This is a genomic window from Nonomuraea sp. NPDC050547, from assembly GCF_044457345.1.
GTDB lineage: Bacteria > Actinomycetota > Actinomycetes > Streptosporangiales > Streptosporangiaceae > Nonomuraea.
Genome location: NZ_JBITGW010000014.1, coordinates 99426 through 125181 on the forward strand (window position 1 = coordinate 99426; position 25756 = coordinate 125181).

A 25756-nucleotide genomic window follows, 5' to 3' on the forward strand; every position below is an offset into this window, starting at 1 on the left:
ATTGCGGGAAATAGCGTGGAATTTCGGATCATGGGGCCGCTAGAGGTGCGCGACGGCGGGGAGGACCGCACCCCCACCGCACCCAAGCACCGCGACCTGCTGACCATGTTCGTGCTGAACGCCCGCCGCCCGCTGAGCGTCGGACGGCTGCGCGACCTGTTATGGCCCCGCGAGGGCGGCGACCGCTCCGACTCGCTGGTCCGCGGCTACATCGGCCACCTGCGCCAGCTCCTCGGCAAGGACGTGATCACCACGGTCTCCGGCACCTACACGCTCGCCGTGGAGGAGGAGCAGCTCGACGTCAACCGGTTCAGGAGCCTGGTCGAGCAGGGCGGCTACGACGAGGCGCTGACCCTGTGGCGCGGCCCGGCGCTGGAGGACGTCGACCCCGACGGCTCGCGCTGGCTGGAGACCGGCCGGCTGCGCGAGGAGCTGGAGGAGCTGCGCCTGCTGGCCATCGAACGCAGGAACCAGCGGGCCCTCGACGCCGGCCGGCACCGGGAGGTCCTCGCCGAACTGCGCGGCCTGGTCGCCGGGCACCCGCTCTGGCAGCGATTTCGCGGGCAGTACATGCTGGCCCTCTACCGCAGCGGCCGGCGCGTGGACGCCCTGGCCGCCTACGCCGCATTGCGCGAGGAGCTCGACGGCGGCCACGCCATCGAGCCCGACCCCGATCTGCAGCTGCTCTACCACCGCATGCTCCACGACGACGTCTCCCTGCACGTCTCCGCCGGGCCGCCGGTGCTGCTGCCGCGCGACGTGGCCGACTTCACCGGCCGGGGCGAGCTGCTGGAAGAGGTGGTCGGGGACCAGGTGGTCGTCCATGGCCAGGCGGGCACGGGCAAGTCGGCGCTGGCCGTACACGCGGCATGGCAGCAGCGCGCGAGCTTCCCCGACGGCATCCTCTACGCCGACCTGCGCGAGAACGGCGACCCCGCCGCGGTGCTCGAGGACTTCCTGCGCTGGCTCGGCTGCCCCGCGCAGGCCGTCCCCGACTCACCCGAAGGCCGCGAGCGGCTGCTGCGCGCCTACGCGGCCGGCCGCCGCCTGCTGGTCCTGCTCGACAACGCCACCGACGAGGAGCAGGTACGCCCGCTGCTGACCTCCTCCCCCACGATCATCACCAGCCGGTCGGCGCTGGCCGGTCTGCCCGGCGCCAGGCGGCTGCCGGTCGGCGTGCTCGGCCCGGAGGAGTCGCTGGAACTGCTGACCAGAAGCTCGGGCCGCGAGCCCGGCGAGGCGCTGGTCCGGCTGGCCCGCTTCTGCGGCGGCCTGCCGATCGCGCTGCGCGTGGCCGGCTCACGGCTGGCCGCCCGGCCCGCCTGGACCGCCGACTACCTGGTCGGCCTGCTGGAGAACGAGCACCGCCGGCTCGACGGCCTGCACGCCGGCGACCAGACCGTGCGCAGCGCGTTCGCCATCGGCTACGACGGCCTGCCGGAGGCGGCCGGGCGTACGCTGCGCGGGCTCGGCGCGCTGTCGGCGCCCGATGTGGGCGACTGGGTGACCGAGGTCTTCGGCGGCCAGGCCGAGGCGCTGGTCGAGGCGGGCCTGCTGGAGGCGCACACGGTGGACGTGGCCGGGCAGGTCCGCTACCGCATGCACGAGCTGGTCCGGTTGTTCGCCCGCGAGCAGCCGGACCCGCCGGGGCTGTCCGCGCTGCCCGCGCTGGTGCTGGCCAGGGTGCGCGTCTCCCGCTTCCCCCTGGTCTCCGGCGACCCCGCGGCCGCCTTCGCCACCCGCGAGATCAAGGAGTCGGTGCAGTGGCTGGCCGCCGAGCGCGGCTTCCTCGTCGCCCTGACCGGTGACCTGTGGCGGGCCGGGCTCGACGCCGACTGCTGGCAGCTCGCGCACCTGCTGACGCCGTTCCTGGAGCGCCACCGCCACCTCGACGACTGGCGTACCGTCCTGGCCCACGCCCTGCCCGCCGCTCAGGCGACCGGCGATCCCCGGGCCGAGGCCCTGATCCTGCGCGATGAGGGCGACCTGCTCCTCGCCGAACACCGCTGGCAGGAGGCGCACGAACGCCTCCGCCTGGCCCTGGGCCTGTTCCACCGCACGGGCTCCGTGCGCGAAGCCCACCACACCCGCCGCCGCCTGGGCCGCGCCCACCTGGAGCTGGGCCGCCCGCAGGACGCCGAACGCCTGCTGACCACCTGCCTGGAGGCGGCCGAGGGCGAGCGCGAGCGCGCCGACACCCTGCTCGCCCTCGGCGAGGTGCTGCGCCGCGCGGGCCGCCCGGAGGAGGCCGCAGCGCACCTGAGCGCCGCCGCCGAACACCTCGCCGGCCTCGGCGACCGCCACCGCCGCACCGACGCCCTGCTCGCCCTGTCCTCGGTACGGCTGGCGCAACACGACGTCCCGTCCGCCCGCGACGCCGCCGAACAGGCCAGGAGCATCGCCCTGCGGCTCGGCGACCGCCTGCTCGACGCCGCGGCGCTGACGGCCTTGGCCGAGGTCAACACGGCCGAGGGCGCCACCGGCCGCGCGGCCGAGCTGACCGCCCTCGCCCGCGACATCCTCAAGGAGCTTGTCTAGACAGCTGTGCCACTTGTCCACCCTTGACCAGGGTGGATACTTGTCAGACTGCGTACATCTTGGCTTTACTTTGCCAGTGGATGCTCTCTTCGGACAGCCAGCCACTAGGAGCCCCGATGCGTCTACTCCCCCTGTTAGCCGCCGCCCTCCTCGCCCTGACCACCGTGACCGTTCCCGCCCGCGCCGCCGCCCCCGACGGCACGCTCGCCCTCGAATCGAGCGCCGTGCGGGCCGGCGACCCGATCAGGCTCTCCTACTCCACGCCCCGCCCGCACGCCAAGAACTGGGTCGGCCTCTACACCGAACCCGGCGACGGCCCCGTCGCCGAGCAGTTCGTGGGCCCGTCGCTCACCTGGGTCTACACCCCCGACGCCGGCGGCACCGCCACCCTGCCCACCCAGGGTTTGGAGCCCGGCGACTACGTCGTCTACTTCCTCGCCCAGGACGGCTACGCCTGGCTGGCCCAGCCCGCCCGGCTCAAGCTCGTCAGCTCCGCCGCCCTGCACTTCGTCACCTCGCCCTTCACGCTGCGCAACGGGCGGGCCGGCACGCCGTACGGTGCGAGCGTCACAGGACTGGTGAAAGGCGACACGAGCGGACTGACCTTCACCAAGAAGGCGGGCGCGGCGTGGATCGCGGTCGCCGCCGACGGCCGCGTCAGCGGCACCCCCACCGCGGCCGGAACCTCGGCGCTCACCGTCGAGGCGCGCAACGCGGCGGGACAGACGAGCACGGCATCGGTCTCGATCCGGGTACGCGGCGCGAGCGAGACGCTGGTGCCCCGGCTGAAGGCGATGAGCTGGAACCTGTGGCACGGCGGCAGTCAGGTCTCCGGCGGCCGTGAGAAGCAGCTGCGCTTCCTGCTGGACCGCGACGTGGACGTGGTCGGCCTGCAGGAGACGTCCTCGACCTCGGCGCAGGAGCTCGCCCAGGCACTCGGCTGGGACCACTACCAGGCCGGCGCCGACCTGGGCATCATCAGCCGCTACCCGATCACCGCGCGCGGCCCGCTGCCGTCGCAGTCGGGGCTCGCCGGCATCTACGCGCGCGTCCGCCTCGACGAGCGCACCGGCCGCGAGCTGGTCCTGTGGAACGCCCACCTCGGCTACACCCCCTACGGCCCCTACGACGCCTGCTTCTCCAACCGCACCACCCAGCAGTTGCTCACCCGGGAGGCGAACTCCGGCCGCACCGGCCAGATCCAGGCGATCGTCCAGGCCATGGGCGGCCACCTGCAGGCCGCCGGGACCCACCCCGTGCTCCTGACCGGCGACTTCAACGCCCCCTCGCACCTCGACTACACCGCCGCGGCGGCGTCGTCCCACTGCGGGCGCTCCGGCATCCCGTGGCCGACCTCGAAGGTTCCCGAGCAGGCGGGCCTCAAGGACTCCTACCGCGTCGCCCGTCCCAACCCGGTCACCGCGCCCGGCAACACGTGGTCGCCCGTCTACAAGACCTTCACCGGCGGATACGGCTACGACCACCGCGCCGGCGACCCCGAACCGCAGGACCGCATCGACTTCGTCCACTACGCCGGCGGGCTGAGCGTCGAGTCCTCCGACGCGGTCGTCGCCGGAACCCCGGCGCCCCACCCCGGCCACGGCGGCAACGAGTGGACCTCCGACCACGCCGCCGTCCTGACCACGTTCACGCTCAGCTGACCCATGGGGGCGGCGGGGAAACCCGCCGTCCCACCCCGGTCAGCCGCGGCGTGGGAGCAGGGAGAGAACGGCGAAGACCACGACGGCCAGCGCGCTGCCCAGGGCGGCGAACCACCCGTACTGCAGCACCGGCTCGATCGCCAGGAATCCGCCCAGGTCAACGGAGATCCGGTCGCCCGCGTCCCGCGGGCCGGCCACGAACAGCACGAGGACGGCCGCCGCCACCCCGCCGGGGATCGCCGCCAGCCCGGCCCACGGCCGGCGTCCCGTCATCAGCCCGGCCACCCCGAACGCGCCCGCGACCAACCCGGCGATCAGGGTGTAGACGCCGAAGCCGTCGTCGATGCCGCGCACGGTCCTGACGACGCCCGCGCCGATCAGGTCACTGCGTGCCGAGAGCCCCGCCCAGGGCAGGATCGCGCAGACCACCAGCAACGCCCCGGCCGCGACGACGGCGAGCGCGTAGCCCCTGCGCGCCTTGCGTTCCGGCCTGCCCGACACCCGCGACGAAAGGTAGTCGCCCACCCGATCACCATAAGCCCGCCCGGCGTCGCGCACCACAACCCCGCCCGGGGCTCAGTCGAAGAAGCCCAGCCTGCGCAACTGTTTCGGGTCGCGCTGCCAGTCCTTGGCGACGCTGATGCGCAGGTCGAGGTAGACGCGGGTACCGAGCAACGCCTCGATCTGCTTGCGGGCCCTGGTGCCCACGTCGCGCAGCCGTTCCCCCTTGTGCCCGATGATGATGGCCTTCTGCGAGGGACGCTCCACGAACAGGTGCGCGTAGATGTCGAGCAGGTCGTCGCGGCCCTCACGGGGCAGCATCTCGTCGACCACGACGGCGATCGAGTGGGGCAGCTCGTCGCGTACCCCTTCCAGCGCCGCCTCCCTGATCAGCTCGCCGACCAGGACCTGCTCGGGCTCGTCGGTGAGGCGGCCGTCCTCGTACAGGGGCGGCGACTCGGGCATGTGCCGGACGAGCACGTCGGCCAGCGCGCCGAGGTTGTCGCCGGAGGTCGCGGAGACCGGGACGATGTCGGCGAACTCCCCCAGCTCCGAGACGGCCAGCAGCTGCTCGGCGATCTGCTCCTTGGAGGCCAGGTCGCACTTGGTGACCACGGCCACGACGGGCGTCTTCTTCACCGCGGCGAGCTTCTCGGCGATGAAGCGGTCGCCCTTGCCGATCGCGTCACCGGCGGGCACGCAGAAGCCGATGACGTCCACCTCGGTGAGCGTGGACAGCACCAGGCTGTCGAGGCGCTCGCCGAGCAGGGTGCGCGGCCGGTGCAGGCCCGGCGTGTCGACGATGATCAACTGGGCGTCGGGCCGGTGGACGATGCCCCGGATGACGCGCCGGGTGGTCTGCGGCTTGGACGAGGTGATGGCCACCTTGGTACCGACCAGGGCGTTCATCAGCGTGGACTTGCCGACGTTCGGCCTCCCCACGAAGCAGGCGAAACCGGCGCGATGGTTGTCTGGCGAAGTCACATAGTCGATTGTGGCCCATCAGCCACCGTGCTGCCGCCACCAGGCATACGCGTCGGGCAGCACGTGCGGCGACCACGAGGTCATGTCGAGCGCGGCGAGATCCCCGGGAAGGGCCCAGGTGAAGTCGTTGATCTCCTCGCCGTCGGGGGTGGGCGTGACGGCTTCGGTGAGGACGCAGGCGTAGGCGGCGATGACGTAGGCGACCTCGTGGCCGTTGGGGTAGTGGGTGCGGAAGTCCGGCCCGCCGTACACGCCGATCAGGCCGCGCACCGAAGCCTCCACGGACAGCTCCTCGCGCAGCTCGCGCACGACGGCGTCCTGCGGCCGCTCGTCAGGGTCGATGCCGCCGCCGGGCGTCGCCCACTTCCCGACGTCGCCGTGGCGTGCGAGCAGCAGCCGCCCCTCCGCGTCGAACACACACGCCGTCACCGAGGGCAGCACCAGCAACCGCCCGCCCACCGCGGCCCTGAGCTCGGCCAGGAACGGCGACATCGCCATGTCAGCCCCTCAACCGGCCGTCGGGACCGGCCACGAGCAGCCTGCCGCCCAGCTCGCCGACCACCGCGGCGTCCGCCTCGCTCGGGCCCTCGCCCTCGGTGACCAGCGCGGCGGCCTCCAGGGTCCGCGCGCCGCTGGAGATCGCCATGGCCGCGGCGACCTGCACGGCGGAGAGCGTGAGCGCGTCGAGCGCGACGTTGGTGGCCGAGTAGGTGCGCCCGGTCTCATCGCGTACGGCGGCGCCTTCGCGCGAGCCGTTGCGCGCCCTGGCCGACCGGGCCAGCGTGATGATCTTGCTGTCTTCGGGATCGAGAGTCACGGGAGACTAGGTTAGGCCCTGGCCATCCCGAGCACCGACCGCGCCAGCTGCTCCGTGCGCTTCGGGTCGACCCGCTTGAGCCCGGTGTGCACCAGCGACACCAGCGTGTCCCCCTCGCGCACGAGCAACACGTTCAGCGCGTACGGATACCCGTTGAGCCGCCCCGCCAGCTCCGCCGCCACCGCCTCGTCACCCACGCCGCCGACCGGCAGCGTACGCAGCCGCAGATCGGTCCCTGCACCGGCGCTCACCGCATGACATCCCCGCAGCGCCTTGCCGAGGTCGTCGATGTGCCACTCGGCCTCCGCCCCCGCGTACCGCGCCAGCGCCACCCCGGCCGTCTCCCCCAGCGCGTTGCCGGGATAGCTGGCCGCCGCCTGCGCGGTGAGCGCCCGCCGCGGCGCCTTCCCCGCCACCGGATCGAGTACGGCCCGGCAGTTCCGGTCACGGGCGGCGAACGGCACTCTCCACGCCTCCTGCGGCCGTGGCGAGAATCCGTCGGGCAGCTTGGGATCCTTGTTCAGGATCTCCTTGAGCCGCTCCTGCGCCCGCATGTCGAGCTGCGCGTCGACGGTGCCGCCCCCGCACGCGGTCAGCCCCGCCATGAGCAGCGCGCCGACGATGATCCATACTCCGCGTTCCATGTTCCCCCCGGAGGGCGATCTCCCCAGAACGCGAATGCGGCAATCCACCGGAGAAGCCATCAGACACCCATGGAAACGCTTAAGGGTGCTCTCGCCCGTTTTATCGGACGAGAACACCCTTTACGCCGAGCAACGTCGCGATCGGCTAGCTGACCGAGACGTTGCCGTCCCCCCAGGGGCTACCTCGCGCCGCGAACCCCACCCGGCGTCCGGATCACCCCTCTGCGACACCCACCGCACTGGGCGTCTGTGAATAGATTGCGACACGTCGCTTGCATTTCGCTTGTAGAACACTTAATACGACTTTGTACGACTTCCCAGGCCCTCCCACCTGCGAAAACCCACCCACAAGGCGGCAACCCCGGAGCCGCGCCACCCCGAGCCCTGACCCCACGGGCAAGCGCCGCCAAGGGAGGCCGCGCCCGTCCTGGCCACGTGCCTCCCGACGGCGTCCGCCAAAGAGGCCGCGACCCGTCGAGCCCGCGCCAAGGTGGGCGACCCCGCACCCGCGCTGCCGAAGAGCGCGGTCCGACCTCGGTGGATGAGGAGGGTGGGGTCAGTCCTGTTCGGCGGAGGCGGGGATGGGTTCGCCGGACTCGGGGCGGACGCGGCGTACCACCACCGTGCTGATGCGGTTGCGGCGCCCGGCCAGGCTCTCGGCGGTCAGCTCCAGCCCCGCCACCCGCGCCTGCGACCCCGCGATGGGAACCCGCCCCAGCGCGTGTGCCAGCAGCCCGCCCACCGTCTCGACGTCGTCCACCTCGATCTCGGTGTCGAACAGCTCGCCCAGCTCGTCCACCGGCATCCGCGCCGTCACCCGCATCGCGCCGTCGGGCATGGCCTCGACCCGGGGCGCCTCCTGGTCGTACTCGTCGGTGATCTCGCCGACGATCTCCTCCAGGACGTCCTCGATGGTGACCAGCCCGGCGGTACCGCCGTACTCGTCGATGACGATGGCCAGGTGGATCTGGCGCGCCTGCATCTCGCGCAGCAGCTGGTCGATCGGCTTGCTCTCCGGCACGTACGTGGCCGGCCGCATGATCGACTCGACCTTCTCCGTGCCCTCGCCGCTCTCGTGCACGCGCCGGGTGATGTCCTTGAGGTACGCGATGCCGATCACGTCGTCCTCGTTCTCCCCCACGACAGGGATGCGCGAGAACCCACTGCGCAGGTGGAGCGAGAGGGCCTGGTCGAGCGTCTTGCCGCGTTCGATGAACACCATGTCGGTGCGCGGCACCATGACCTCGCGCACCAGCGTGTCACCCAGCTCGAAGACCGAGTGGATCATCTCCCGCTCGTCCGGCTCGATGACCCGCCGCTCCTCGGCCAGGTCGACCAGGTCGCGCAGCTCCGCCTCGGAGGTGAACGGGCCCTCGCGGAAACCCTTGCCGGGCGTGAGCGCGTTGCCGAGCAGGATGAGCAGCTTGGGCAGCGGACCGAAGATCTTGGTGAGGCCGTAGACGACGGGGGCTCCGGCCAGCGCGATCGGCTCCGCGTGCTGACGGCCCAGCGTACGGGGAGAGACGCCGACGATCACGTAGCTGACCACGATCATGACGGCGGCGGCGCTCACGTACGCCCAGCCCTGATCGCCCTGAACGTCGATGAACAGCAACGTCACGATCACGGTGGCGACCAGCTCGCAGCTCAGCCTGAGCAGGAGCAGCAGGTTGAGCGAGCCGGACGGGTCGGTGACGATGTCCTGCAGGCGCTTGGAGCCTCTCCTGCCCTCGCGCACGAACTCCTCCGCCCGCACCCGGGAGATGCGGGTCAGCGCCGTCTCCGCACTGGCGATCAGGCCGGCGATCACCACGAGGAGGATGGCCAGAGGCAACCAGGCGTTCACCGCGGGGAGCGCACCTCTTTCCACGACGCGAGAAGCTGGGCCTGCAGCCCGAACATCTCCTTGTGCTCCTCAGGCTCTGCGTGATCGTAGCCGAGCAGGTGGAGGATGCCGTGGGTGCACAGCAGCTCCAGCTCGTCGGCGGCGCTGTGGCCGGCCTCGGCGGCCTGCCTGGCCGCGACGGGCGGGCACAGCACGACGTCGCCGAGCAGGCCGGGCTCGGCCGGGCCCTCGGAGTCGCCGCGGGCGCCGCCGCCGGGACGCAGTTCGTCCATCGGGAAGGCGAGCACGTCGGTGGGACCCGGCTCGCCCATCCACTTCTCGTGGAGGTCGGCCATGGTGTTCTCGTCCACGATGAGGAGGGACAGCTCGGCGAGCGGGTGGATGCCCATCTCGCCGAGCACGTGGGTGGCGAGGGCGACGAGCGTCTCGTCGTCGACCTCGTCACCCGACTCGTTGTTGATCTCGATGCTCACGCGCCCTCCTTCGCCGGGCGCGCGAGCGGGAGATCCGGTAGCTCTCTCATCGCCTGGGCCCCCGCTGCTGCTTGACCGACTTCAGCTCCTGCTGCTTCAGCACGTCGTAGCGGCCGTAGGCGTCGACGATGTCGCTGACGAGCCGGTGGCGCACCACGTCGACGCTGGTCAGCGTCGCGAAGTGGATGTCGCGGATGTCGGAGAGGATGCCCTGCACGACGCGCAGGCCGCTCTCGGTGCCGGAGGGGAGGTCGACCTGCGTGACGTCACCCGTCACCACGATCTTGGAGCCGAAGCCCAGCCGGGTCAGGAACATCTTCATCTGCTCGGGCGAGGTGTTCTGCGCCTCGTCGAGGATGATGAAGGCGTCGTTGAGTGTACGGCCGCGCATGTACGCCAGCGGCGCGACCTCGATCGTGCCCGCGGCCATGAGCTTGGGGATCGTCTCTGGGTCGAGCATGTCGTGCAGCGCGTCGTAGAGCGGCCGGAGATAGGGGTCGATCTTCTCGTAGAGCGTGCCGGGCAGGAAGCCCAGCCGCTCCCCCGCCTCGACCGCCGGCCGGGTGAGGATGATCCGGTTGACCTTCTTCTCCTGAAGCGCGCGGACCGCCTTGGCCATGGCCAGGTAGGTCTTGCCGGTGCCGGCGGGGCCGATGCCGAACACGACGGTGTGCTTGTCGATGGCGTCGACGTAGCGCTTCTGGTTGGCCGTCTTGGGGCGGATGGTCCGCCCCCTGGAGGACAGGATGTCGAGCGACAGCACCTCTGCGGGCCGCTCGGAGGTCATCTTCATCATCGCGATGCTCCGCTCGACGGCGTCGGGCGAGAGCTCGCCGCCGTTGCGCAGCACCTCGACCAGCTCCTCGAACAGGCGCACGACGGCGCCGCTCTCGTCGGGGGTCCCGGTGATGGTGATCTCGTTGCCCCGGACGTGGATGTCGGCCCGGAAGGCGCCCTCGATGACGCGCAGCAGCTCGTCACGGGAGCCCAGGAGGCTGACCATCGGGTATTCGTCCGGGATCAGCACCTTGGCCTGAGTGCGCGAGGGAGGTGCCGTGCGTCGGGATTCGTGTAGTTCGGACATGGGTCAGGCCCTCGGGCCTGATGCCTCCCGGTCTTAATTCGGGTGTACTTCTCTGGCCCCATCGTAGCCGGGAGTGGCCCGCGCGCTCGCGTCAATATCAGCCGGGAGGCCAGGTCAGGTTGCGCCCGCCGAGAACATGCGCGTGCACGTGGAAGACGGTCTGCCCCGCACCGGCCCCGGTATTGAACACGACGCGGTACCCGGTTTCGGCCACCCCTTCCTGCACGGCGACCGCGTGGGCGGCTTTCAGCACGTCGTCGGCCAGCCCGTCGTCGGCCACGGCCAGCGCCGCGGCGTCGGGGTGGTGCTCCTTGGGGATCACGAGCACGTGGGTGGGCGCCTGCGGGTTGATGTCACGGAAGGCGAGCGTGCGGTCGCTCTCGTGGACGACGTCGGCCGGGATCTCCTTGGCCACGATCTTGCAGAAGAGGCAGTCGGTCACGGGAGTAGCCTATCGAGGCGACCCGTTGCCAATCGGTAATCCTGCGTACCGTGCGCCGGAAGATCCACGCGGTTAGGGTGTGTGTGCGACACTTCAGCACAAAAGACGATTCAGGCTCGGGCGAGGCCACCTGGCGAGGACACGACTGGGTAATGCATCCCAAGGAACCGGGAAAACCTCAAGAACCGGATGAGCGTAAACCCGCAGGGAAGGCCGAGCGTCCCATTGATGTGACCACCGAAACCCTTCTGGCCGACAGGTCGCTGGGGGCGGTGCCGGTCGGATGGGACGCCGACGTGGCCGTTACCGCGCTGTACAGTGCGCACTTCCGGTCATTGGTTCGTCTCGCCGTGTTGCTCGTGCGCGACATAGCAACCGCGGAGGAAGTCGTGCAGGACGCGTTCGTCGCCATCCATGGCGCCTGGCGCAGACTGCGTGACCCCGACAAGGCACTCGCCTACCTGCGGCAGTCTGTCGTCAACCGGTCCCGTTCCGTTCTGCGTCACCGAGCCGTCGTGGAGAAGTACGCGCCCAAGGGCCTGCCAGACGCCCCGAGCGCCGAGAACGGCGCCATCGGCGAGCTGGAGCGCTCCGCAGTCATCGAGGCATTACGCGCGCTGCCGACCCGGCAGAGAGAGGCCCTTGTCCTTCGTTACTACGGGGATCTGTCCGAGGCTGAGATCGCCCATGCCATGGGCATCAGCAAGGGCGCGGTCAAGAGCCACACCGCCCGTGGCATGGCCGCCTTGCGATCCGTCCTGGAGAAGATGTCATGACCCAGCCGCCCGACGAGTACGGCGACATTCTGCGCCGCGTGCTCCGCGCGGAGGCGGACGCGGTCGTGCCGTCTCCGGAAGGTCTGGAGATCATCCGCGGCCGCATCGAGCGGCGGGGCGTGCGCAGCGTGTTGTGGTGGCGCATCGGCGCCGCCACGGTCAGTGCCGTACTGGTCGCGGGCACCGTCGTCATGGTGGTCCCCTCACTCAGGGAACGGGTCATCACGCCCACCCAGATCCAGCCGGTGGAGGACTCGACCGTCCCGCCGGACAACTCCTCCACCAACCGCCCTCAGGACAAGCCCAGCCCGAGCAGGTCGGAGCCGGCGATCCTGCCCGCCGACCCGACGCCCACGCCGACGTCGCCCGGACAGGCCACCGAGTCGGCCAAGTCGACGGCGAAGCCGTCCCCGAGCGGCAGCGTCACCCCGACGCCGACGCCCTGCCCGACCACTCCGGAAGAGGAGGCCGCGCCGCGCGAGGACTGCCCCACGGCGTCGGCCAGTCCCACGCCCTCCGGCCCCACTGACACGCCCATCCCGTCCGGCAGCTGCCCGCCGGAGGAGTGCCCGCCGGACGACCAGCCGCCCGCGCCACCCACCGACCTGACGACGCCGCTGACCTCCAACCAGGTGAGCTGAGGTCTCACCAGCGCCCCGTGCGCGCCATCAGCACCGCCGCCGCGGCCACTCCCGCGGTCGAGGTCCGCAGCACCGTGGACCCCATCAGCGCCGGTACGGCTCCCGCCGCGACGAACCCGGCCAGCTCGCCTTCCGAGATCCCGCCCTCGGGCCCGACCACGAGCACGATCTCCCCGCCGGCGGGCAGGCTCACCCGCGACAGCGGCTCCGCCGCCTCCTCGTGCAGCACGAGAGCCAGCGCCGCCCGTCCGAGCAACGCCTCCACCTCAGCGGTGGAGGCCAGATCGGCCACCTCGGCTCCGTGGAAGCGCCGTGCCTGCTTGCCCGCCTCCCGCGCGGTGGCGCGCCACTTGCCGAGCGCCTTGGCGACCTTGTCGCCCTTCCACTGGGTGATGCTGCGCGCGGCCGCCCAGGGCACGATGCGGTCGACACCGGCCTCGGTCATCATCTCGACGGCCAGCTCGCCCCTGTCGCCCTTGGGCAGTCCCTGGACGACGACCACGCGTGGCGCGGGAGCCGGGACCTCGTAACGCTTGAGCACGTCGAGCAGCAGCCGGTCCTTGAGCGCCTCGCGCACGACGCACTCGGCCACCGCTCCGTCGCCGTCGGTGAGGTCGACCCGCTCACCCGCCCGCAGCCGCCTGACGGCCGCCGCGTGGCGGCCCTCCGGGCCGTCGAGCACCGTCTCATCGCCGCCGAACGTCTCGCGCCCGGCCAGGAACACCGGAACGCTCATGGCCGCATCCGCTCGCCGTACAAGGAGGTCAGCGGCCGTTGAACGCGTCTCGCAGGCGGGAGAAGAAGCCCTGCTGGCCCGGCGCGAACTTGCCGGGCGGGCGCTCCTCCCCGCGCAGCTTCGACAGCTCGCGCAGCAGCTCCTCCTGGGCCGGGTCGAGGCGGCCCGGCGTCTCCACGTTGACGTGGATGAGCAGGTCGCCGCGGCCGGAGTCGTTGAGGCGCTGCACGCCGCGGCCGTACATGGAGATCACCTGGCCGGACTGCGTGCCGGGGCGGACGTCGACCTCCTCCGCGCCGTCGAGCGTCTCCACCGTCAGCACGGTGCCGAGGGCGGCGGCGGTCATCGGAATCTGGACGGTGCAGTGGAGGTCGTCACCGCGCCGCTCGAAGATCTCGTGCGGCCGCTCGACGATCTCCAGGAAGAGGTCTCCGGGCGGGCCGCCGCCGGGGCCGACCTCGCCCTCTCCGGCCAGCTGGATGTGGGTGCCGTCCTCGACGCCCGCGGGAATGCGGACCTTGATCGTACGGCGGGTGCGCACCCGGCCGTCGCCCGCGCACTCCTGGCAGGGGTTGCGGATGATGGAGCCGAAGCCCTGGCACTGGGGGCACGGCCGCGAGGTCATGACCTGGCCCAGGAAGGACCGGGTGACCTGGGAGACCTCACCCCTGCCGCCGCACATGTCACAGGTGTCGGGGTGGGTGCCCGGCGCCGCGCCGGCGCCCTGGCAGACCTCGCAGACCACGGCCGTGTCGACGACCAGTTCGCGCGTGGTGCCGAACGCCGTCTCGCGCAGGTCCAGCTCGACGCGGATGGTGGCGTTGCGCCCCCTCCTGGCACGCGAGCGGGGGCCGCGCCCGCCGCCCGCCGTACCGAAGAAGGCGTCCATGATGTCGCTGAAGGGGAAGCCCGCACCGAAACCGGCCGCTCCCGCGCCCGCGCCGGCGGCGGCGAAGGGGTCGGCGCCAAGGTCGTACATCTGGCGCTTCTGCGGGTCCGACAGCACCTCGTACGCCTGCGTGATCTCCTTGAAACGCTCCTGCGTCGCGGGATCGGGGTTCACGTCCGGGTGCAGCTCACGGGCCAGCCGGCGATAGGCCTTCTTGACCTCGTCCTGACTGGCGTCACGGCGCACCCCGAGGGTGCTGTAGTAGTCGCTGTTTGCCACTTATCGACCTCTTAAGAAGCAGCCAGGATCTGGCTGACGTAGCGTGCCACTGCGCGCACGGCGCCCATGGTCACCGGGTAGTCCATCCTCGTGGGGCCGAGGACGCCCAGCCGGGCCAGTTGGTTGTCGCCAGAACCGTATCCGGTGGCGACGATGGACGTACCGTGGAGATAGGGGTTTTCCGCTCCGATGCGCACGGTGAGCGCGGTCGGGGTGTCCGTTGTCGTCTCGCCGAGCAGGCGCATGAGGACGACCTGCTCTTCCAGCGCTTCGAGGACGTCGCGCAGGCCGATGGTGAAGTCGGCGCCGGCCAGGTTGGCCGCACCGGCGAAAACGATCTTCTCGTCGTGCCGTTCGACGAGCGTCTCCAGCAGGACCGACAGAATCGTCGCGACGACCGGCCGGTCCTCCACCGGAAGCCGTTCCGGCAGATCGGCCACCAGGTCGGGCACCTCGGCCAGCCCGCACCCGTCGAGACAGGCGTTGAGCACGGCGCGCAGGTGCGCGATCCGGGGATCCTCGATGACCTCGGGCAGTTCGACGACGCGCTGCTCGACCCGGCCCGTGTTGGTGATCAGCACGAGCATGATCCGCCGCTCGCTCAGCGGCACGAGCTCGACGTGACGCACGCTGGAGCGCGTCAGCGTCGGATACTGCACCACCGCGACCTGCCTGGTCAGCTGCGCCAGCAGCCGCACCGTGCGGGTCACCACGTCGTCGAGGTCGACCGCGCCGGCCAGGAACGTCTCGATGGCCCTGCGCTCGGCCGTGGACAGCGGCTTGATCTGCGAGAGGCGGTCGACGAAGAGCCGGTAGCCCTTGTCCGTCGGCACCCGGCCCGCGCTGGTGTGCGGCTGGGTGATGTACCCCTCCTCCTCCAGCGCGGCCATGTCGTTGCGCACCGTGGCCGGGGAGACCTTGAGGTTGTGGCGCTCGGCCAGCGCCTTGGAGCCCACCGGTTCGTTGGTGGACACGTAGTCCTCGACAATCGCGCGGAGGACCGCGAGTTTCCTGTCGTCGAGCACGTGTGCACCTCCTACCTCTTCCCTTGGGAAACGCCAGGTCTGGCACTCGGTGTTCCCGAGTGCCAAGTGTACGGCTCTCACCCACAAGGTGCGATAACCCTCGTGCTAGCGGACGGCAAGCCGGTACGGCCACACTTGCCGGTATGAGTGATGATTTCCGGCAGGGTGGAGGATGGCAGCCTCCTCAGCAGCCTCCGTACGAGCCTCCGCCGCAGGGTGGACCCCCGTACGGCCCCCCGCCGCAGAGCGGTCCCCAGTACGGGCCTCCGGGCGGCCCGCCGTACGGCCAGCCGCCGTCGGGCCCCCAGCAGGGCCAGCAGCCCTCAGGTCCCCAGTACGGCCAGCCGCCGTCGGGCCCGCAGTACGGACAGCAACCCCAGTACGGACAGCAGCCCCAGTACGGCCAGCCCCCCTTCGGCCAGCAGCCCCAGTTCGGGCAGCAGCAGTTCGGCCAGCCCCCCTACGGCGGCGCGCCCCCGTTCCCCCCGCCGGTGGACGGCAAGCGGCTGCGCCCGCCCCTGTGGCAGATCGCCGCGGCCTGGGGCGTGGCCGTCGTGTTCGTGATCGCCGGCATCGCGCTGTTCGCGGGCGGCGTGACCAGCGGCGTGAGCGGCGCCGCCCCGAGCAAGACGTTCCAGCCCGGCCAGCCCGCCACGGTCACCATCGACCCGGCCGACCGGCCCGCGCTCTACCTGTCGCGCGGCACCCAGGTCAGCTGGGAGTGCCAGATCAACGGCAACGCCAAGCTCGTCACCACTCCCGTGAACCAGACCGTCGAGCTCAACGGCACGAGCTGGGAGCTGATCGCGCTGGTCAACGCCCCGGCCGCGGGTGACTACCAGATCAGCTGCACGATCGAGCCCGACGCGCAGACCCGCTTCGGCGTCGGCAAGGACCTGGCCTCCGCGGCCGGCGGCATCATGGGCGGCGTGGCCGCGCTGTTCATCCTGCCCGCGGTCGGCGTGCTCATCGCGGTGGTGTGGACGGTCATCGTGCTGGTGCGCCGCAGCGGCCACCGCAAGCGCCTCGCGATGGGCGGGTGATTTGCTACGGTCCCCGTGTGTACGACGGTGATGTGCTCGCGGGGAACTGGCGGCGTCCGGGCAAGGGCAAGATCCCTCAGGTCCCGGCGGATCCCGACCTGGTCGTGGAGGACGCCGACAGCGGATTCTGCGGCGCCGTGGTGGCCTGCGACAAGGAGGCCGTCACGCTGGAGGACCGCTTCGGCAAGCGCCGCCTGTTCCCGCTCGCGCCCGCGGCGTTCCTGCTGGAGGGCAGGCCGGTGACGCTGGTGCGGCCGGTCGCCCCGGCGGCGGGCGGGACGAGGCGCAGCGCGTCGGGCTCGATCGCCGTCGAGGGCCTGCGCGCCCGCGTGGCCCGCGAGAGCCGCATCTACGTCGAGGGCGTGCACGACGCCGCCCTCGTGGAGAAGATCTGGGGCCACGACCTGCGGGTCGAGGGCGTGGTCGTGGAGTACCTGGAGGGCGTGGACGACCTGCCCGCCATCGTCGCGGAGTTCGGCCCGTCCACCGGCAGGCGGCTCGGGGTCCTGGTGGACCACCTGGTGCCCGGTTCCAAGGAGAGCCGGATCGCCGCCCAGGTCAGCTCGCCCGACGTGCTGATCGTCGGGCACCCGTACATCGACATCTGGCAGGCGGTGAAGCCGTCCGTCCTGCGGATCCCCGGCTGGCCGGACGTGCCGCGCGGGGTGCCGTGGAAGGAGGGCGTGATCGCCGCTCTGGGTTGGCGCGTGGAGCCCGCCGCGGCGTGGCGGCGCATCCTGGGCGCCGTCTCGACCTTTTCCGACCTCGAGCCCGAGCTTCTCGGCCGGGTCGAGGAGCTGATCGACTTTGTCACGGAGGCATCATGAGCCAGGACCATCCCCAGCCTGACGACGACTCCACCCGCCGGGTGGAGCGCTCCGACATCCCCGACCACGGCCAGCCGCCCTCGGGAGGCTACGGTCAGCAACCTCCGGGTGGCTACGGTCAACAGCCCCCGAGCGGATACGGCCAGCAGCCTTCGGGAGGCTACGCTCAGCAGCCCCCCAGCGGGTACGGCCAGCAGCCGCCGGGCGGATACGCCCAGCCTCCCTCGGGAGGCTACGGCCAGCAGCCCTCAGGCGGGTACACCCAGCAGCCGCCCTCCGCCGACTACCCCTACGGGCAGCAGCCGTCGGGCCCCCAGGGCTACGGCTACCCCCAGCAGCCCCCGCCCGGCTACGGCTACCCGGCGGCCCCCCAGCCCCACACCCCCGGCATGTACGGCCCGCGCCCCGGCACCGACGACACCACGATGGCCATGCTGTCCCACCTGCTGGGCCTGCTGGTCTCCTGGATCGGCCCGCTCGTCATCTACCTGATGAAGAAGGACGAGTCGCCCTACGTCCGCGACCAGTCGGCCGAGGCGCTGAACTTCCAGATCACGATGTTCATCGGCTACATCGTCTCCTTCGTCCTGACGATCGTCATCATCGGCTTCCTGCTGCTGCCGGTGGTCTGGGTCGTCTCGCTGATCTTCCACATCCAGGCGGCCATCGCCACCAACAAGGGCGAGAACTACCGCTACCCGATCAGCATCCGCATGATCAAGTAATACGGAGAATCACGGTTCGATCACTCTCCGGAATGATCCCAGCTCCCCGGGTGACGATGGACGGGTCACTCACGGGGAGGTCATGGTGCACGAGCGCCTGCGCAACACCACCAGATACCTGGCAGCCGCCGCCTACCTGGATCCCGGCTTCCGCGACCGGGCGCTGTACGCGCTGATCGAGCGCCGCCACCACGCGGTGGCGCCGTCGGTCGGCGGCTTCGACCTGGGCCCCGTGCTGCGGCACTGCCTCTACTCGCGGTCGCTGCTGACCGTCAGGGAGGCCGCGGTCACGGTGATGCTGCTGCTCGCCCTGCTGTTCGACTTCCAGGCCACGACGCCGTGGCTCACGGTCCTGGGCGCGCTGGCGGCCTTCGCCTCCGGCGGGTTCGGCGGTCTGGGGCGGCGCAGGCGGCTGAGTCCCGTCCTCGTGGCCGGTCTGGTGGTCGGCTTCTTCGCCCTGGTGGTCGTGCCCGCGCTGCTGCTGACCAGATATCTCGGCGCGAGCGGCTCGGGGATCGAGGAGGACAGCGGCTCCGGCTGGATGGCGCCCCTGATGCTCCTGGCCGCCATCGCCACCGTGCTGGCCTACCGGGTGCGCGTCTACCGGATCCTGTCGGAGCGGCTGCGGCCGGGCGCGGGCCGTACCGGAGCCGAGGCGGGCCCGCGGATGACGGAGGTCAAGCTCGCGCAGCACGGCAACCTGACGCTCTACTCCGGCGAGAACCCGTTCGTCGGCGCGGGCGAGCTCATGCGGGCCTGGACGATCGCGGCCGAGCTCGACCGGCGCACCGGCGACGCGGGCCGGGCGCCGGCCATGGTGGACGCGGTGGACCTGCACGAGTTCGTGGGCGAGCGGCTCAGCCAGATGCGCACGGCCGCCGAGCCCGCCATGCCCGTCCACCTGGACATCCTCGACCACGTGATCGCGCAGGGCCGCCTCAACCAGCTCCACGGCGAGCACCCGCTCCTGCACGGCACCCGGCCCCGCTACCAGCTCGGCGACCGGGAGCTCCAGGCGGTGATCCGCAACCCGCAGTCGGGCGCCCGCCACTACCGCTGGATCGTGGTCGGCACCAGCGGCGCGGCCGTCACCGACGTCGAGGGCGAGGAGGTGCTGCCCGCCGAGGACCGCGACACCACCGTGTCGATCTTCATCCATCTGGCCGTCGAGGGCCGGATGCTCTACACCGAGTTCATCGTGACGGCGCTGCCGCCCGTGCGCGGCGCCTACCGGGTGGTGGACGAGCTGCCCAGGGAGGCCGGCGCGGCGCTCGTGCTGGCCGCGCTCAGCCGCGCCCCGCTCGCGCTGGCCCGCGACGTCGTCGGCGCGCCCGCCCGGCTGCTGCGGCGGATCTTCATGGCGATGCGGCTGCCCGAGGACCCGGACAAGTACGTGGTCTACGACTACGGAGCCAGGGTCAGCCTGCGCGAGGCGGGGGCCGAGCCGCGCATCAACACCTTCCTCGAAGGGCTGGACGCGTTCAAGTACGCCAAGCTCGTGGAGGAGCGGCTGAACAACGCGGTGCTGGACTTCCTGGAGCAGCGCGGCGTGGACACCGCCGCGTACCGGCAGCAGATCGCCGCCGTCATCAACAACGGCACGGTGGTCAACGGCGGCACGTTCAACGGATCCAACATCGGCGGCCAGGGCGCGCAGTTCGCCGCGCCCGCCGGCAAGGGGGCCGCGTGAGCACGCCCGACCCGCGGGCGCCCAACTACGGGACGGTCGTCAGCGGCGGCACGTTCACCGGCAGCAACATCGGCGGCCAGGGCTCGGTCTTCCAGTCCGGCCAGGCGCGCTCCGTCCCGCGGGAGGAACTGGAGCGGCTGCGGAGTCAGGTGGAGGCGCTCCTGGCCCTCGTGCGGGCGCACGAGGCCGAGCTGCCACAGGCCCGGCAGGCCCGCCGCGACCTGGAGGAGGTGCTGGCCGAGGCCGAGGCCGAACCCGGGGAGCGCGACCCGGCCCGGGTCACGGCCGCCCTCGACCGGCTCGGCACCCGCCTGGCGCCCGTCACCGCCCTCGCCGCCGCGCTGGGCCCGATCGCCGACCTGGTCGCCGCACTCCTGTGACGCTTCCTCCCTGGGGCGGTGGTCAGAGCGTGAGGTCGCGGATCAGGGCGTCGGCGAGCAGGCGTCCGCGCAGGGTCAGCACCATGCGGCCCGCCTTGAACGTCTCCTGCTCCAGCAGCCCGTCCCCCACGGCCCTGGCCACGGCGAGCTTCGCGCCGGGCGCCACGTCGGCCAGCGGGTATCCGGTGATCAGCCGCAGCTCCAGCATCAGCCGCTCCACCTCGCGGTCGGCGTCCTCCAGCACCTCCCTGGCGTGCGCCGGGGAGACGCCCTGGGCCAGCCGCTGCGCGTAGGCGGCGGGGTGCTTGACGTTCCACCAGCGGGTGCCGCCCACGTGGCTGTGCGCCCCCGGCCCGACGGCCCACCAGTCGCCGCCGGTCCAGTAGAGCAGGTTGTGCCGGCACCGGCCGGCCTCGGAATCGGCCCAGTTCGACACCTCGTACCAGGAGTATCCGGCCTTCGCCAGCAGTTCGTCGGCGATCAGGTAGCGGTCGGCGGCCACGTCGTCGTCGGGCATCGGCAGCTCGCCGCGCCTGATGCGGGCCGCCAGCCGGGTGCCCTCCTCGACGATGAGCGAGTACGCGGAGACGTGGTCGGGCCCGGCGGCGATCGCCGCCTCCAGCGAGGCCCGCCAGTCGTCGTCGCTCTCTCCCGGGGTGCTGTAGATGAGGTCGAGGTTGACGTGCGCGAACCCGGCTTGCCGAGCTTCCCGTACGGCTTGCGCCGCCCGCCCCGGTGTGTGGTGCCGGTCGAGCACCTTCAGCACGTGCTCCCTGGCCGACTGCATGCCGAAGCTGATCCGGTTGAAGCCGCCCGCGCGCAGCTCGGCCAGATATTCGGGGTCGACGGACTCGGGGTTGGCCTCGGTGGTGACCTCCGCGCCGGGGCGCAGGCCGAACTCCTCGTCGATCGCGGCCAGGATGCGGGCCAGGTCGCCGGCGGGCAGCAGGGTGGGGGTGCCGCCGCCGAGGAACACCGTCTCGACGGGCAGGTCGGCCGTGCCGAGCACGCGGCGCGCGAGCCGTACCTCGTCGATGGCGGTGTCGGCGTAGTCCCGGTGCGAAGCGCCGGGGCCCAGCTCGGCGGCGGTGTAGGTGTTGAAGTCGCAGTAGCCGCAGCGCGTCACGCAGAACGGGACGTGCACGTAGAAGCCGAACGGGCGCTCGCCGAGGCCGCGCAGGGCGCTCTCGGGCAGCTCTCCGGACGGGGGCGCGGGATCGCCGTCGGGCAGGGTGGATGGCACCCCTCCAGTCTGCCTTCTGCCATTGACTGCCCGATCACACCGTCCTACTGTCAGGGCATCTTAAAGGAAAGTTTCCTATCAGTTCAGGAGACGCCGCGTGAAGAAAGTCCTGCTCGCTCTCACCCTCTTACTCGGTATGACGGTGGTGTCAGCCCCGGCAGAGGCCACCCACGGCTCCGACTACAAGAGAGTCGCCTACTTCGTCCAGTGGGGCGTCTACGGCCGCAACTACCACGTCAAGGACATGGAGACCAGCGGGGCGGCCCGCAAGCTCACTCACATCAACTACGCCTTCGGGTTCGTGAACCAGCAGGCCGAGTGCTACTCGGCCGACGCCTGGGCCGACTGGCAGCGTCCCGTGCCCGCCGAGCAGAGCGTGGACGGCGTGGCCGACGCGCCCGGCCAGGCGCTCAACGGCAACCTCAACCAGCTCAAGAAGCTCAAGGCCAAGCACCCCAAGCTCAAGGTCCTGATCTCACTGGGCGGCTGGACCGGCTCCAAGTACTTCTCCGACGCGGTCCTCACCGCGGAATCGCGGAGCAAGCTCGCCAAGTCCTGTATCGACCTGTGGCTGCGCGGCAACCTGCCCGGCCTGGCCGACGGCACGGGCGCCGGCGTCTTCGACGGCATCGACCTCGACTGGGAGTGGCCCGGCTACCCCGGAGCCCCCGGCAACGTCGTACGTCCCGAGGACAAGCAGAACTTCACCGCCTTCGTCGCCGAGCTCAGGTCGCAGATGAACGCTTACAAGCGTTCCGCCCTGATCACGGCGTTCCTGCCCGCGGCGACCCGCGTCATCGACGCCGGCCTCGAGGTGCGCAAGGTCTTCCGCAACCTGGACTACGCCACCATCCAGGGCTATGACCTGCACGGCCCGTGGGACAAGATCACCGGCCACCACTCCAACCTCTACAACGACCGCCGCGACCCCAACGAGATCCGCGAGAGCCTCGACCAGACGGTCAACTACTACCTGGAGCGCGGCGCACCGATACGCAAGCTCGTCGCCGGCGTGCCCGCCTACGGCAAGGGCTGGACCGGCGTGCCCGCGGGCCCGGCCAAGGACGGCGTCTACCAGCCCGCCACCGGCGCGGCGCCCGGCAAGTGGGAGGCGGGCTCCGAGGACTACAAGGACATCCTCGCCAAGCCCGGCAAGCGCTACCGCGACGTCAGGACCGGCGCCGTGTGGCTGTACGACGGCAACGAGTTCTGGACCTACGACGACCCGATCGTGATGCTGCAGAAGGCCGCCTACATCCGGCACAAGGGCCTGGGCGGCTACATGATGTGGTCCATCGACGGTGACGACGCCAAGGCCTCGCTCACCTCCGCCCTGTACAGGGTCCTGCGCTAGAGGCGGGACGGCGCACGGGCCGCACCAGCGGGGGGCTGCCCGTGCGCCGCTCCCCGCCGGTCGGCGTCTCAGCGCATGAGGCGTTCGGCGCGGCGGTCCCAGTAGGAGCCGTGGCCGGGAAAGGCCAGGATGCGCGCCAGGACGTCCTTGTCGCCGTGGTAGGCCAGCACGGACTCGGCGACCGTGACGCTCCCCTCCGGGCGGGCCACGATCTCGACCCGGTCGCCCACGCCCAGCTCGCCCGTCTCCACCACGCTCAGGTACGCGCCCACCCGGCCGGCGTCGGTGAAGCGCTTGAGCCAGCCCGGTTCGTCCATCCAGTTGCGGAACACCACGCACGGAATGCGCGGCCCGCTCACCTCCAGCAACGCCGTGCCGACCCGCCAGCGCTCGCCCAGCATCGCCCCCGACACGTCCACCCCGGACGTGGTGAGATTCTCGCCGAACTGGCCGTCGCGCAGCTCCCGCCCCAGCTCCCCTTCCCACCAGTCATAGTCTTCGCGGGCATAGGAGTAGACGGCCTGCGTGGGCGCGCCGTGGTTGGGCTGGTCGGCCCGCTCGTCGCCCTCCAGCCCGTTCCGCCGCACGCCGACCCGGCGCGTGACCGCCTTCTTGTCGATGGCGGTGCGCCCCAGCTTGCCCGCCCACTCCGCGTCGACCGCCCGCCCCACGTTCACTGAGATCAGCCGCATGGCTCCGACGGTAACCGACCCCGTGAGGCGGGGGCGCACGCGGTCACCGGCTCAGCCTCAGGTCGGCCAGCTGTAACAACGTCGACAGCGCCGCCTCCCGCGCCTCCTCCCCGTCGCCCTCCTCACCGAAGCACTCGGCGGCCACGTCGAGCACCGCCCGGACCACCGCCGCGTCCGGATAGGGCACCTCCACCCCCACCGTGCCGTCGGCGGCCACCTCGGCCGGGCGCAGATGCAGGCGGAGCAGCCGCCGCGTCTCCTCCGCGATCGCGACACCCAGCAGGGCCGCCCTCTCATACCGCTCAGCAGCGATCACAACACTCCTCCTGTCGCACTCATGTTCGAGATTCGAAAGGCTAGAGTGCGGCACCGACAAAAATCCCGCGCCGGGTAGGGTCGAACGGTGTGCGATCCCCTCGTGACCACTGTCCGCCTGACCGTCGAACTCGGCGGCAATCCCGTCCTCACCGGCCACGACCTGGTCGTACGACCAGGTGAGCTGGTCGCGATCGTGGGCGAGAACGGGTCCGGCAAGTCCACGCTGCTGCGCTGCCTGGCCGGTCTCCAGCCACCGACGAGCGGGGAGGTCACGGTCTTCGGTGCGCCTCCGGCCGACGTGGCGGCGTTCTGGCAGCGGGTGGCGGTGACGGGGGACGAACCGGCCTGGTATCCGGGTCTCACCGCCCGGGAGCACCTTGAGCTGGTGCTGGCCGTACACGATGGGCCGCGCATGAGCGTGGAGCGGGCGCTGGAGCTGTTCGACCTCGGTCCGCGCGCGGACGCCGTCCCGCTCAACCTCTCCACGGGCCAGCGCCAGCGTCTCGCGCTGGCCGCCGCCCTGGTACGGCCCAGCCGCCTCCTGCTGCTCGACGAGCCGGAACGCGGCCTGGACACCGCCTTCCGCGAGCGCCTGGGCGCCCTGCTGCTGGAGTACACGGCCGGCGGCGGCACCGTCATCATGGCCACCCACGACCCCGACCTCGCCGCCCGCGCCCGCCACGTCTCCCTCGCGACCCGGGTGGGCGGACGATGACCGGGGTGCGCGAGATCAGGGAGCTCGTCCGGGCCAGGTCCGGGCGGCGGCGGAGCCTGAGCGACCGCTACGCGGCGCTGTTCGGGCTGGCGATGGGCTGCGCGATGCTGGCCCAGCCCGTCTCCGCCGCGTTCGAGGCCATGGCCGCGCCGCCACCGCCGGAGCAGGTGGGTGCCGGGCTGGCGCTGGTGACGCTCGTGTTCGCGGGCTTCCTGTGGGCGGCGCGCACGATCGGTCCCGTCGTGGTGTCGGCGGCGGACGCGGCCTGGCTGCTGCTGTCCCCTCTTGACCGGCGCGGCGTGCTGGGGCGTTCCGCGCGGACGCTGCTGCTGGTCAGCCTCGTGGTCGGCGCCGGTCTCGGACTGGCGGCCCTGGCGGTGACCGGCGCGCCCGACTTCCTCGTCTGGCGGCTGGCCGGCGCGCTCGTGGCGGGCGTCTCGGTGAGCGCGGGCGGGATGGCGCTGGCCGTGCTGGCCCAGACCTCCGACCCGTGGGACCTCGCGCTGCGGGCGGTGATCGCCGCGCTGGTGCTGGCCGCGGTCGTCCTGATGCTGGTCGCGGGCCACCACGTGCCGGCGGCCGCCTGGTCGGCCGTTCCGGTCCTCGTCTCCGCCTTCCTGGTACGGCAGGCCCGCTCGGCCCTCGTGCGCATCCCCGCCCGCCGCCTGCTGTCGTCATCGGCCAGGGCCGGGCATCTGGCCAACGCCACCGTGAGCCTGGATCCGAGCCTGCTGAGCCGGCTCGCCGAGGACAACCACTGGCGTGGCGCCCGCCTGCGCAGCAGGCCGTGGCCCGGCCTGCCCGCGGTGTTCGCGCCCGCGTGGCAGGAGGTGCTGCGGCTGGCGCGGCGGCCGGCGCGGCTGGCCGTCCTGGCGGGCTCGACGGCGGCGCCCGCGCTGATGGCCCGGGCGACCGGAGGTGACGCGGTGGCGCTGGTGGCGGTGCTCGTCCTGGTCGGTGGGCTGGCCGCTGCGGCCTCCGCGGTGTCGGGGGCGCGCTGGGACGCCGACAATCCGGCGCTGGCCCGCCTGCTGGCGCTGCCGGGGCGCGGGCTGCTCGCGGCGCGGGCGGTGCTCCCGGCGGTGCTGGCGGCCGTGTGGATGGGGGCGGCACTGGTGTGGTTGCCCGGGTCCGCGGGGGCGCTGGTGTGGTTCGCGCCGCTGGCGGCGCCCGCGCTGGCCGCCGCGGCGTTGCGGATGGCCAGGCGGGCTCCGGTGAACCATGCGATGCCGATCCTCGACACGGGGGCGGGCGCGATTCCGACCGGGCCGCTGTTCTGGGGTCTTACCGGGCTCGATCTGGCGGTCATCGGCTGCTTTCCGATGGCGATCGCGCTGGTGGCGGGGTTTTCCGGCGTGCTGCTCGCCGTACAGGCCGTGGTGGGCGCGGCGGTGCTCGCGGGCTATCTGAGCCGCCAACATCGCTAGGCAATC

Annotated in this window: 27 protein-coding genes; 12 read left to right on the forward strand and 15 right to left on the reverse strand. The window is 71.8% G+C overall.

All coding sequences use genetic code 11. The features are described from left to right. The first annotated feature begins 15 nt into the window (after positions 1 to 15). Positions 16 to 2538 carry a BTAD domain-containing putative transcriptional regulator gene (locus ACIBHY_RS32220; protein WP_397308673.1) on the forward strand — a complete coding sequence of 841 codons (2523 nt, stop codon included), beginning with the start codon at positions 16 to 18 and terminating at the stop codon, positions 2536 to 2538. A gap of 116 nt (positions 2539 to 2654) precedes the next feature. After that, positions 2655 to 4199: an endonuclease/exonuclease/phosphatase family protein gene (locus ACIBHY_RS32225; protein ID WP_397308674.1), complete on the forward strand. Its 1545-nt coding sequence runs from the start codon at positions 2655 to 2657 to the stop codon at positions 4197 to 4199. 39 nt (positions 4200 to 4238) lie between these two features. Here ACIBHY_RS32225 and ACIBHY_RS32230 read toward each other — a convergent pair whose 3' ends face one another. From ACIBHY_RS32230 to ACIBHY_RS32270, 9 genes are all read right to left on the reverse strand, one after another. Next, positions 4239 to 4724 carry a hypothetical protein gene (locus tag ACIBHY_RS32230; protein WP_397308675.1) on the reverse strand — a complete coding sequence of 162 codons (486 nt, stop codon included), beginning with the start codon at positions 4722 to 4724 and terminating at the stop codon, positions 4239 to 4241. A 51-nt stretch (positions 4725 to 4775) separates the two neighbouring features. Then, positions 4776 to 5684, reverse strand: a complete 909-nt coding sequence (gene era, locus ACIBHY_RS32235) for a GTPase Era (RefSeq protein WP_379616648.1) — start codon at positions 5682 to 5684, stop codon at positions 4776 to 4778. 18 nt (positions 5685 to 5702) lie between these two features. Continuing rightward, positions 5703 to 6182, reverse strand: coding sequence for an NUDIX domain-containing protein (locus ACIBHY_RS32240; protein WP_397248638.1), 480 nt, complete (start codon positions 6180 to 6182; stop codon positions 5703 to 5705). Position 6183: 1 nt separating this feature from the next. Then, complete coding sequence (locus ACIBHY_RS32245) at positions 6184 to 6501, reverse strand: cytidine deaminase (RefSeq protein WP_397248636.1); 318 nt, start codon at positions 6499 to 6501, stop codon at positions 6184 to 6186. A gap of 11 nt (positions 6502 to 6512) precedes the next feature. Further along, positions 6513 to 7145: a hypothetical protein gene (locus ACIBHY_RS32250; protein ID WP_397308676.1), complete on the reverse strand. Its 633-nt coding sequence runs from the start codon at positions 7143 to 7145 to the stop codon at positions 6513 to 6515. Between the two features lie 556 nt (positions 7146 to 7701). Further along, a complete protein-coding gene (locus ACIBHY_RS32255) occupies positions 7702 to 8991 on the reverse strand; it encodes a hemolysin family protein (RefSeq protein ID WP_397248632.1) in 1290 nt (429 codons plus the stop codon). After that, positions 8988 to 9464 carry an rRNA maturation RNase YbeY gene (gene ybeY, locus ACIBHY_RS32260; protein WP_397248630.1) on the reverse strand — a complete coding sequence of 159 codons (477 nt, stop codon included), beginning with the start codon at positions 9462 to 9464 and terminating at the stop codon, positions 8988 to 8990. Before ybeY ends, ACIBHY_RS32255 begins: the two co-directional genes overlap by 4 nt. 46 nt (positions 9465 to 9510) lie before the next feature. Continuing rightward, entirely contained in the window at positions 9511 to 10548 is a 1038-nt protein-coding gene (locus ACIBHY_RS32265; protein WP_397248628.1) for a PhoH family protein, read from the reverse strand. Positions 10549 to 10645: 97 nt separating this feature from the next. Continuing rightward, positions 10646 to 10990, reverse strand: coding sequence for a histidine triad nucleotide-binding protein (locus ACIBHY_RS32270; protein ID WP_397248626.1), 345 nt, complete (start codon positions 10988 to 10990; stop codon positions 10646 to 10648). Between the two features lie 230 nt (positions 10991 to 11220). Here ACIBHY_RS32270 and ACIBHY_RS32275 point away from each other — a divergent pair, with 230 nt between their 5' ends. Beyond that, positions 11221 to 11766 (forward strand): SigE family RNA polymerase sigma factor, encoded by a 546-nt coding sequence (locus ACIBHY_RS32275; protein WP_184967323.1) that lies wholly within the window; start codon positions 11221 to 11223, stop codon positions 11764 to 11766. Beyond that, positions 11763 to 12407 (forward strand): hypothetical protein, encoded by a 645-nt coding sequence (locus ACIBHY_RS32280; protein ID WP_397248624.1) that lies wholly within the window; start codon positions 11763 to 11765, stop codon positions 12405 to 12407. The genes ACIBHY_RS32275 and ACIBHY_RS32280 overlap by 4 nt, the downstream gene beginning before the upstream one ends. Before the next feature lie 4 nt (positions 12408 to 12411). Here the strand turns inward: ACIBHY_RS32280 and ACIBHY_RS32285 are convergent, their stop codons facing one another. The 3 genes from ACIBHY_RS32285 to hrcA are packed head-to-tail and all read right to left on the reverse strand — an operon-like array spanning position 12412 to position 15336. Then, entirely contained in the window at positions 12412 to 13143 is a 732-nt protein-coding gene (locus tag ACIBHY_RS32285) for a 16S rRNA (uracil(1498)-N(3))-methyltransferase (RefSeq protein ID WP_397248622.1), read from the reverse strand. A 28-nt stretch (positions 13144 to 13171) separates the two neighbouring features. Then, positions 13172 to 14311, reverse strand: a complete 1140-nt coding sequence (dnaJ, locus tag ACIBHY_RS32290) for a molecular chaperone DnaJ (RefSeq protein WP_379616629.1) — start codon at positions 14309 to 14311, stop codon at positions 13172 to 13174. Between the two features lie 11 nt (positions 14312 to 14322). Further along, positions 14323 to 15336: a heat-inducible transcriptional repressor HrcA gene (gene hrcA / locus ACIBHY_RS32295; RefSeq protein WP_379616627.1), complete on the reverse strand. Its 1014-nt coding sequence runs from the start codon at positions 15334 to 15336 to the stop codon at positions 14323 to 14325. 143 nt (positions 15337 to 15479) lie between these two features. On the opposite strand from hrcA, the gene ACIBHY_RS32300 reads away from it, so the two are divergent. From ACIBHY_RS32300 to ACIBHY_RS32320, 5 genes are all read left to right on the forward strand, one after another. After that, positions 15480 to 16379, forward strand: a complete 900-nt coding sequence (locus tag ACIBHY_RS32300; RefSeq protein WP_397248620.1) for a hypothetical protein — start codon at positions 15480 to 15482, stop codon at positions 16377 to 16379. A 17-nt stretch (positions 16380 to 16396) separates the two neighbouring features. Beyond that, positions 16397 to 17206: a DUF3097 domain-containing protein gene (locus tag ACIBHY_RS32305; protein ID WP_397248618.1), complete on the forward strand. Its 810-nt coding sequence runs from the start codon at positions 16397 to 16399 to the stop codon at positions 17204 to 17206. Beyond that, positions 17203 to 17931 carry a DUF4870 domain-containing protein gene (locus tag ACIBHY_RS32310; RefSeq protein WP_397308677.1) on the forward strand — a complete coding sequence of 243 codons (729 nt, stop codon included), beginning with the start codon at positions 17203 to 17205 and terminating at the stop codon, positions 17929 to 17931. The genes ACIBHY_RS32305 and ACIBHY_RS32310 overlap by 4 nt, the downstream gene beginning before the upstream one ends. 82 nt (positions 17932 to 18013) lie before the next feature. Then, on the forward strand, positions 18014 to 19621 hold the full coding sequence (locus ACIBHY_RS32315) for a hypothetical protein (RefSeq protein ID WP_397308678.1): 1608 nt from the start codon (positions 18014 to 18016) through the stop codon (positions 19619 to 19621). Next, complete coding sequence (locus ACIBHY_RS32320; RefSeq protein ID WP_397248612.1) at positions 19618 to 20001, forward strand: hypothetical protein; 384 nt, start codon at positions 19618 to 19620, stop codon at positions 19999 to 20001. Before ACIBHY_RS32315 ends, ACIBHY_RS32320 begins: the two co-directional genes overlap by 4 nt. A gap of 22 nt (positions 20002 to 20023) precedes the next feature. On the opposite strand, the gene hemW is transcribed toward ACIBHY_RS32320, so the two are convergent. Continuing rightward, entirely contained in the window at positions 20024 to 21244 is a 1221-nt protein-coding gene (gene hemW / locus ACIBHY_RS32325) for a radical SAM family heme chaperone HemW (RefSeq protein ID WP_397308680.1), read from the reverse strand. Positions 21245 to 21341: 97 nt separating this feature from the next. Between hemW and ACIBHY_RS32330 the strand changes: the two genes are divergently transcribed. Further along, a complete protein-coding gene (locus ACIBHY_RS32330; protein ID WP_397308681.1) occupies positions 21342 to 22598 on the forward strand; it encodes a glycoside hydrolase family 18 protein in 1257 nt (418 codons plus the stop codon). A 68-nt stretch (positions 22599 to 22666) separates the two neighbouring features. Here ACIBHY_RS32330 and ACIBHY_RS32335 read toward each other — a convergent pair whose 3' ends face one another. Both ACIBHY_RS32335 and ACIBHY_RS32340 read right to left on the reverse strand, forming a co-directional pair. After that, the gene (locus ACIBHY_RS32335; protein ID WP_397248606.1) at positions 22667 to 23290 is read right to left on the reverse strand and encodes an MOSC domain-containing protein; all 624 of its coding nucleotides are present in this window, start codon (positions 23288 to 23290) and stop codon (positions 22667 to 22669) included. A 43-nt stretch (positions 23291 to 23333) separates the two neighbouring features. Further along, positions 23334 to 23606, reverse strand: coding sequence for a hypothetical protein (locus ACIBHY_RS32340; RefSeq protein WP_379634186.1), 273 nt, complete (start codon positions 23604 to 23606; stop codon positions 23334 to 23336). A 102-nt stretch (positions 23607 to 23708) separates the two neighbouring features. Between ACIBHY_RS32340 and ACIBHY_RS32345 the strand changes: the two genes are divergently transcribed. Both ACIBHY_RS32345 and ACIBHY_RS32350 read left to right on the forward strand, forming a co-directional pair. Further along, a complete protein-coding gene (locus ACIBHY_RS32345) occupies positions 23709 to 24323 on the forward strand; it encodes an ATP-binding cassette domain-containing protein (RefSeq protein WP_397308682.1) in 615 nt (204 codons plus the stop codon). After that, the gene (locus tag ACIBHY_RS32350) at positions 24320 to 25750 is read left to right on the forward strand and encodes a DUF6297 family protein (RefSeq protein WP_397308683.1); all 1431 of its coding nucleotides are present in this window, start codon (positions 24320 to 24322) and stop codon (positions 25748 to 25750) included. Before ACIBHY_RS32345 ends, ACIBHY_RS32350 begins: the two co-directional genes overlap by 4 nt. The last annotated feature ends 6 nt before the right edge of the window (positions 25751 to 25756 follow it).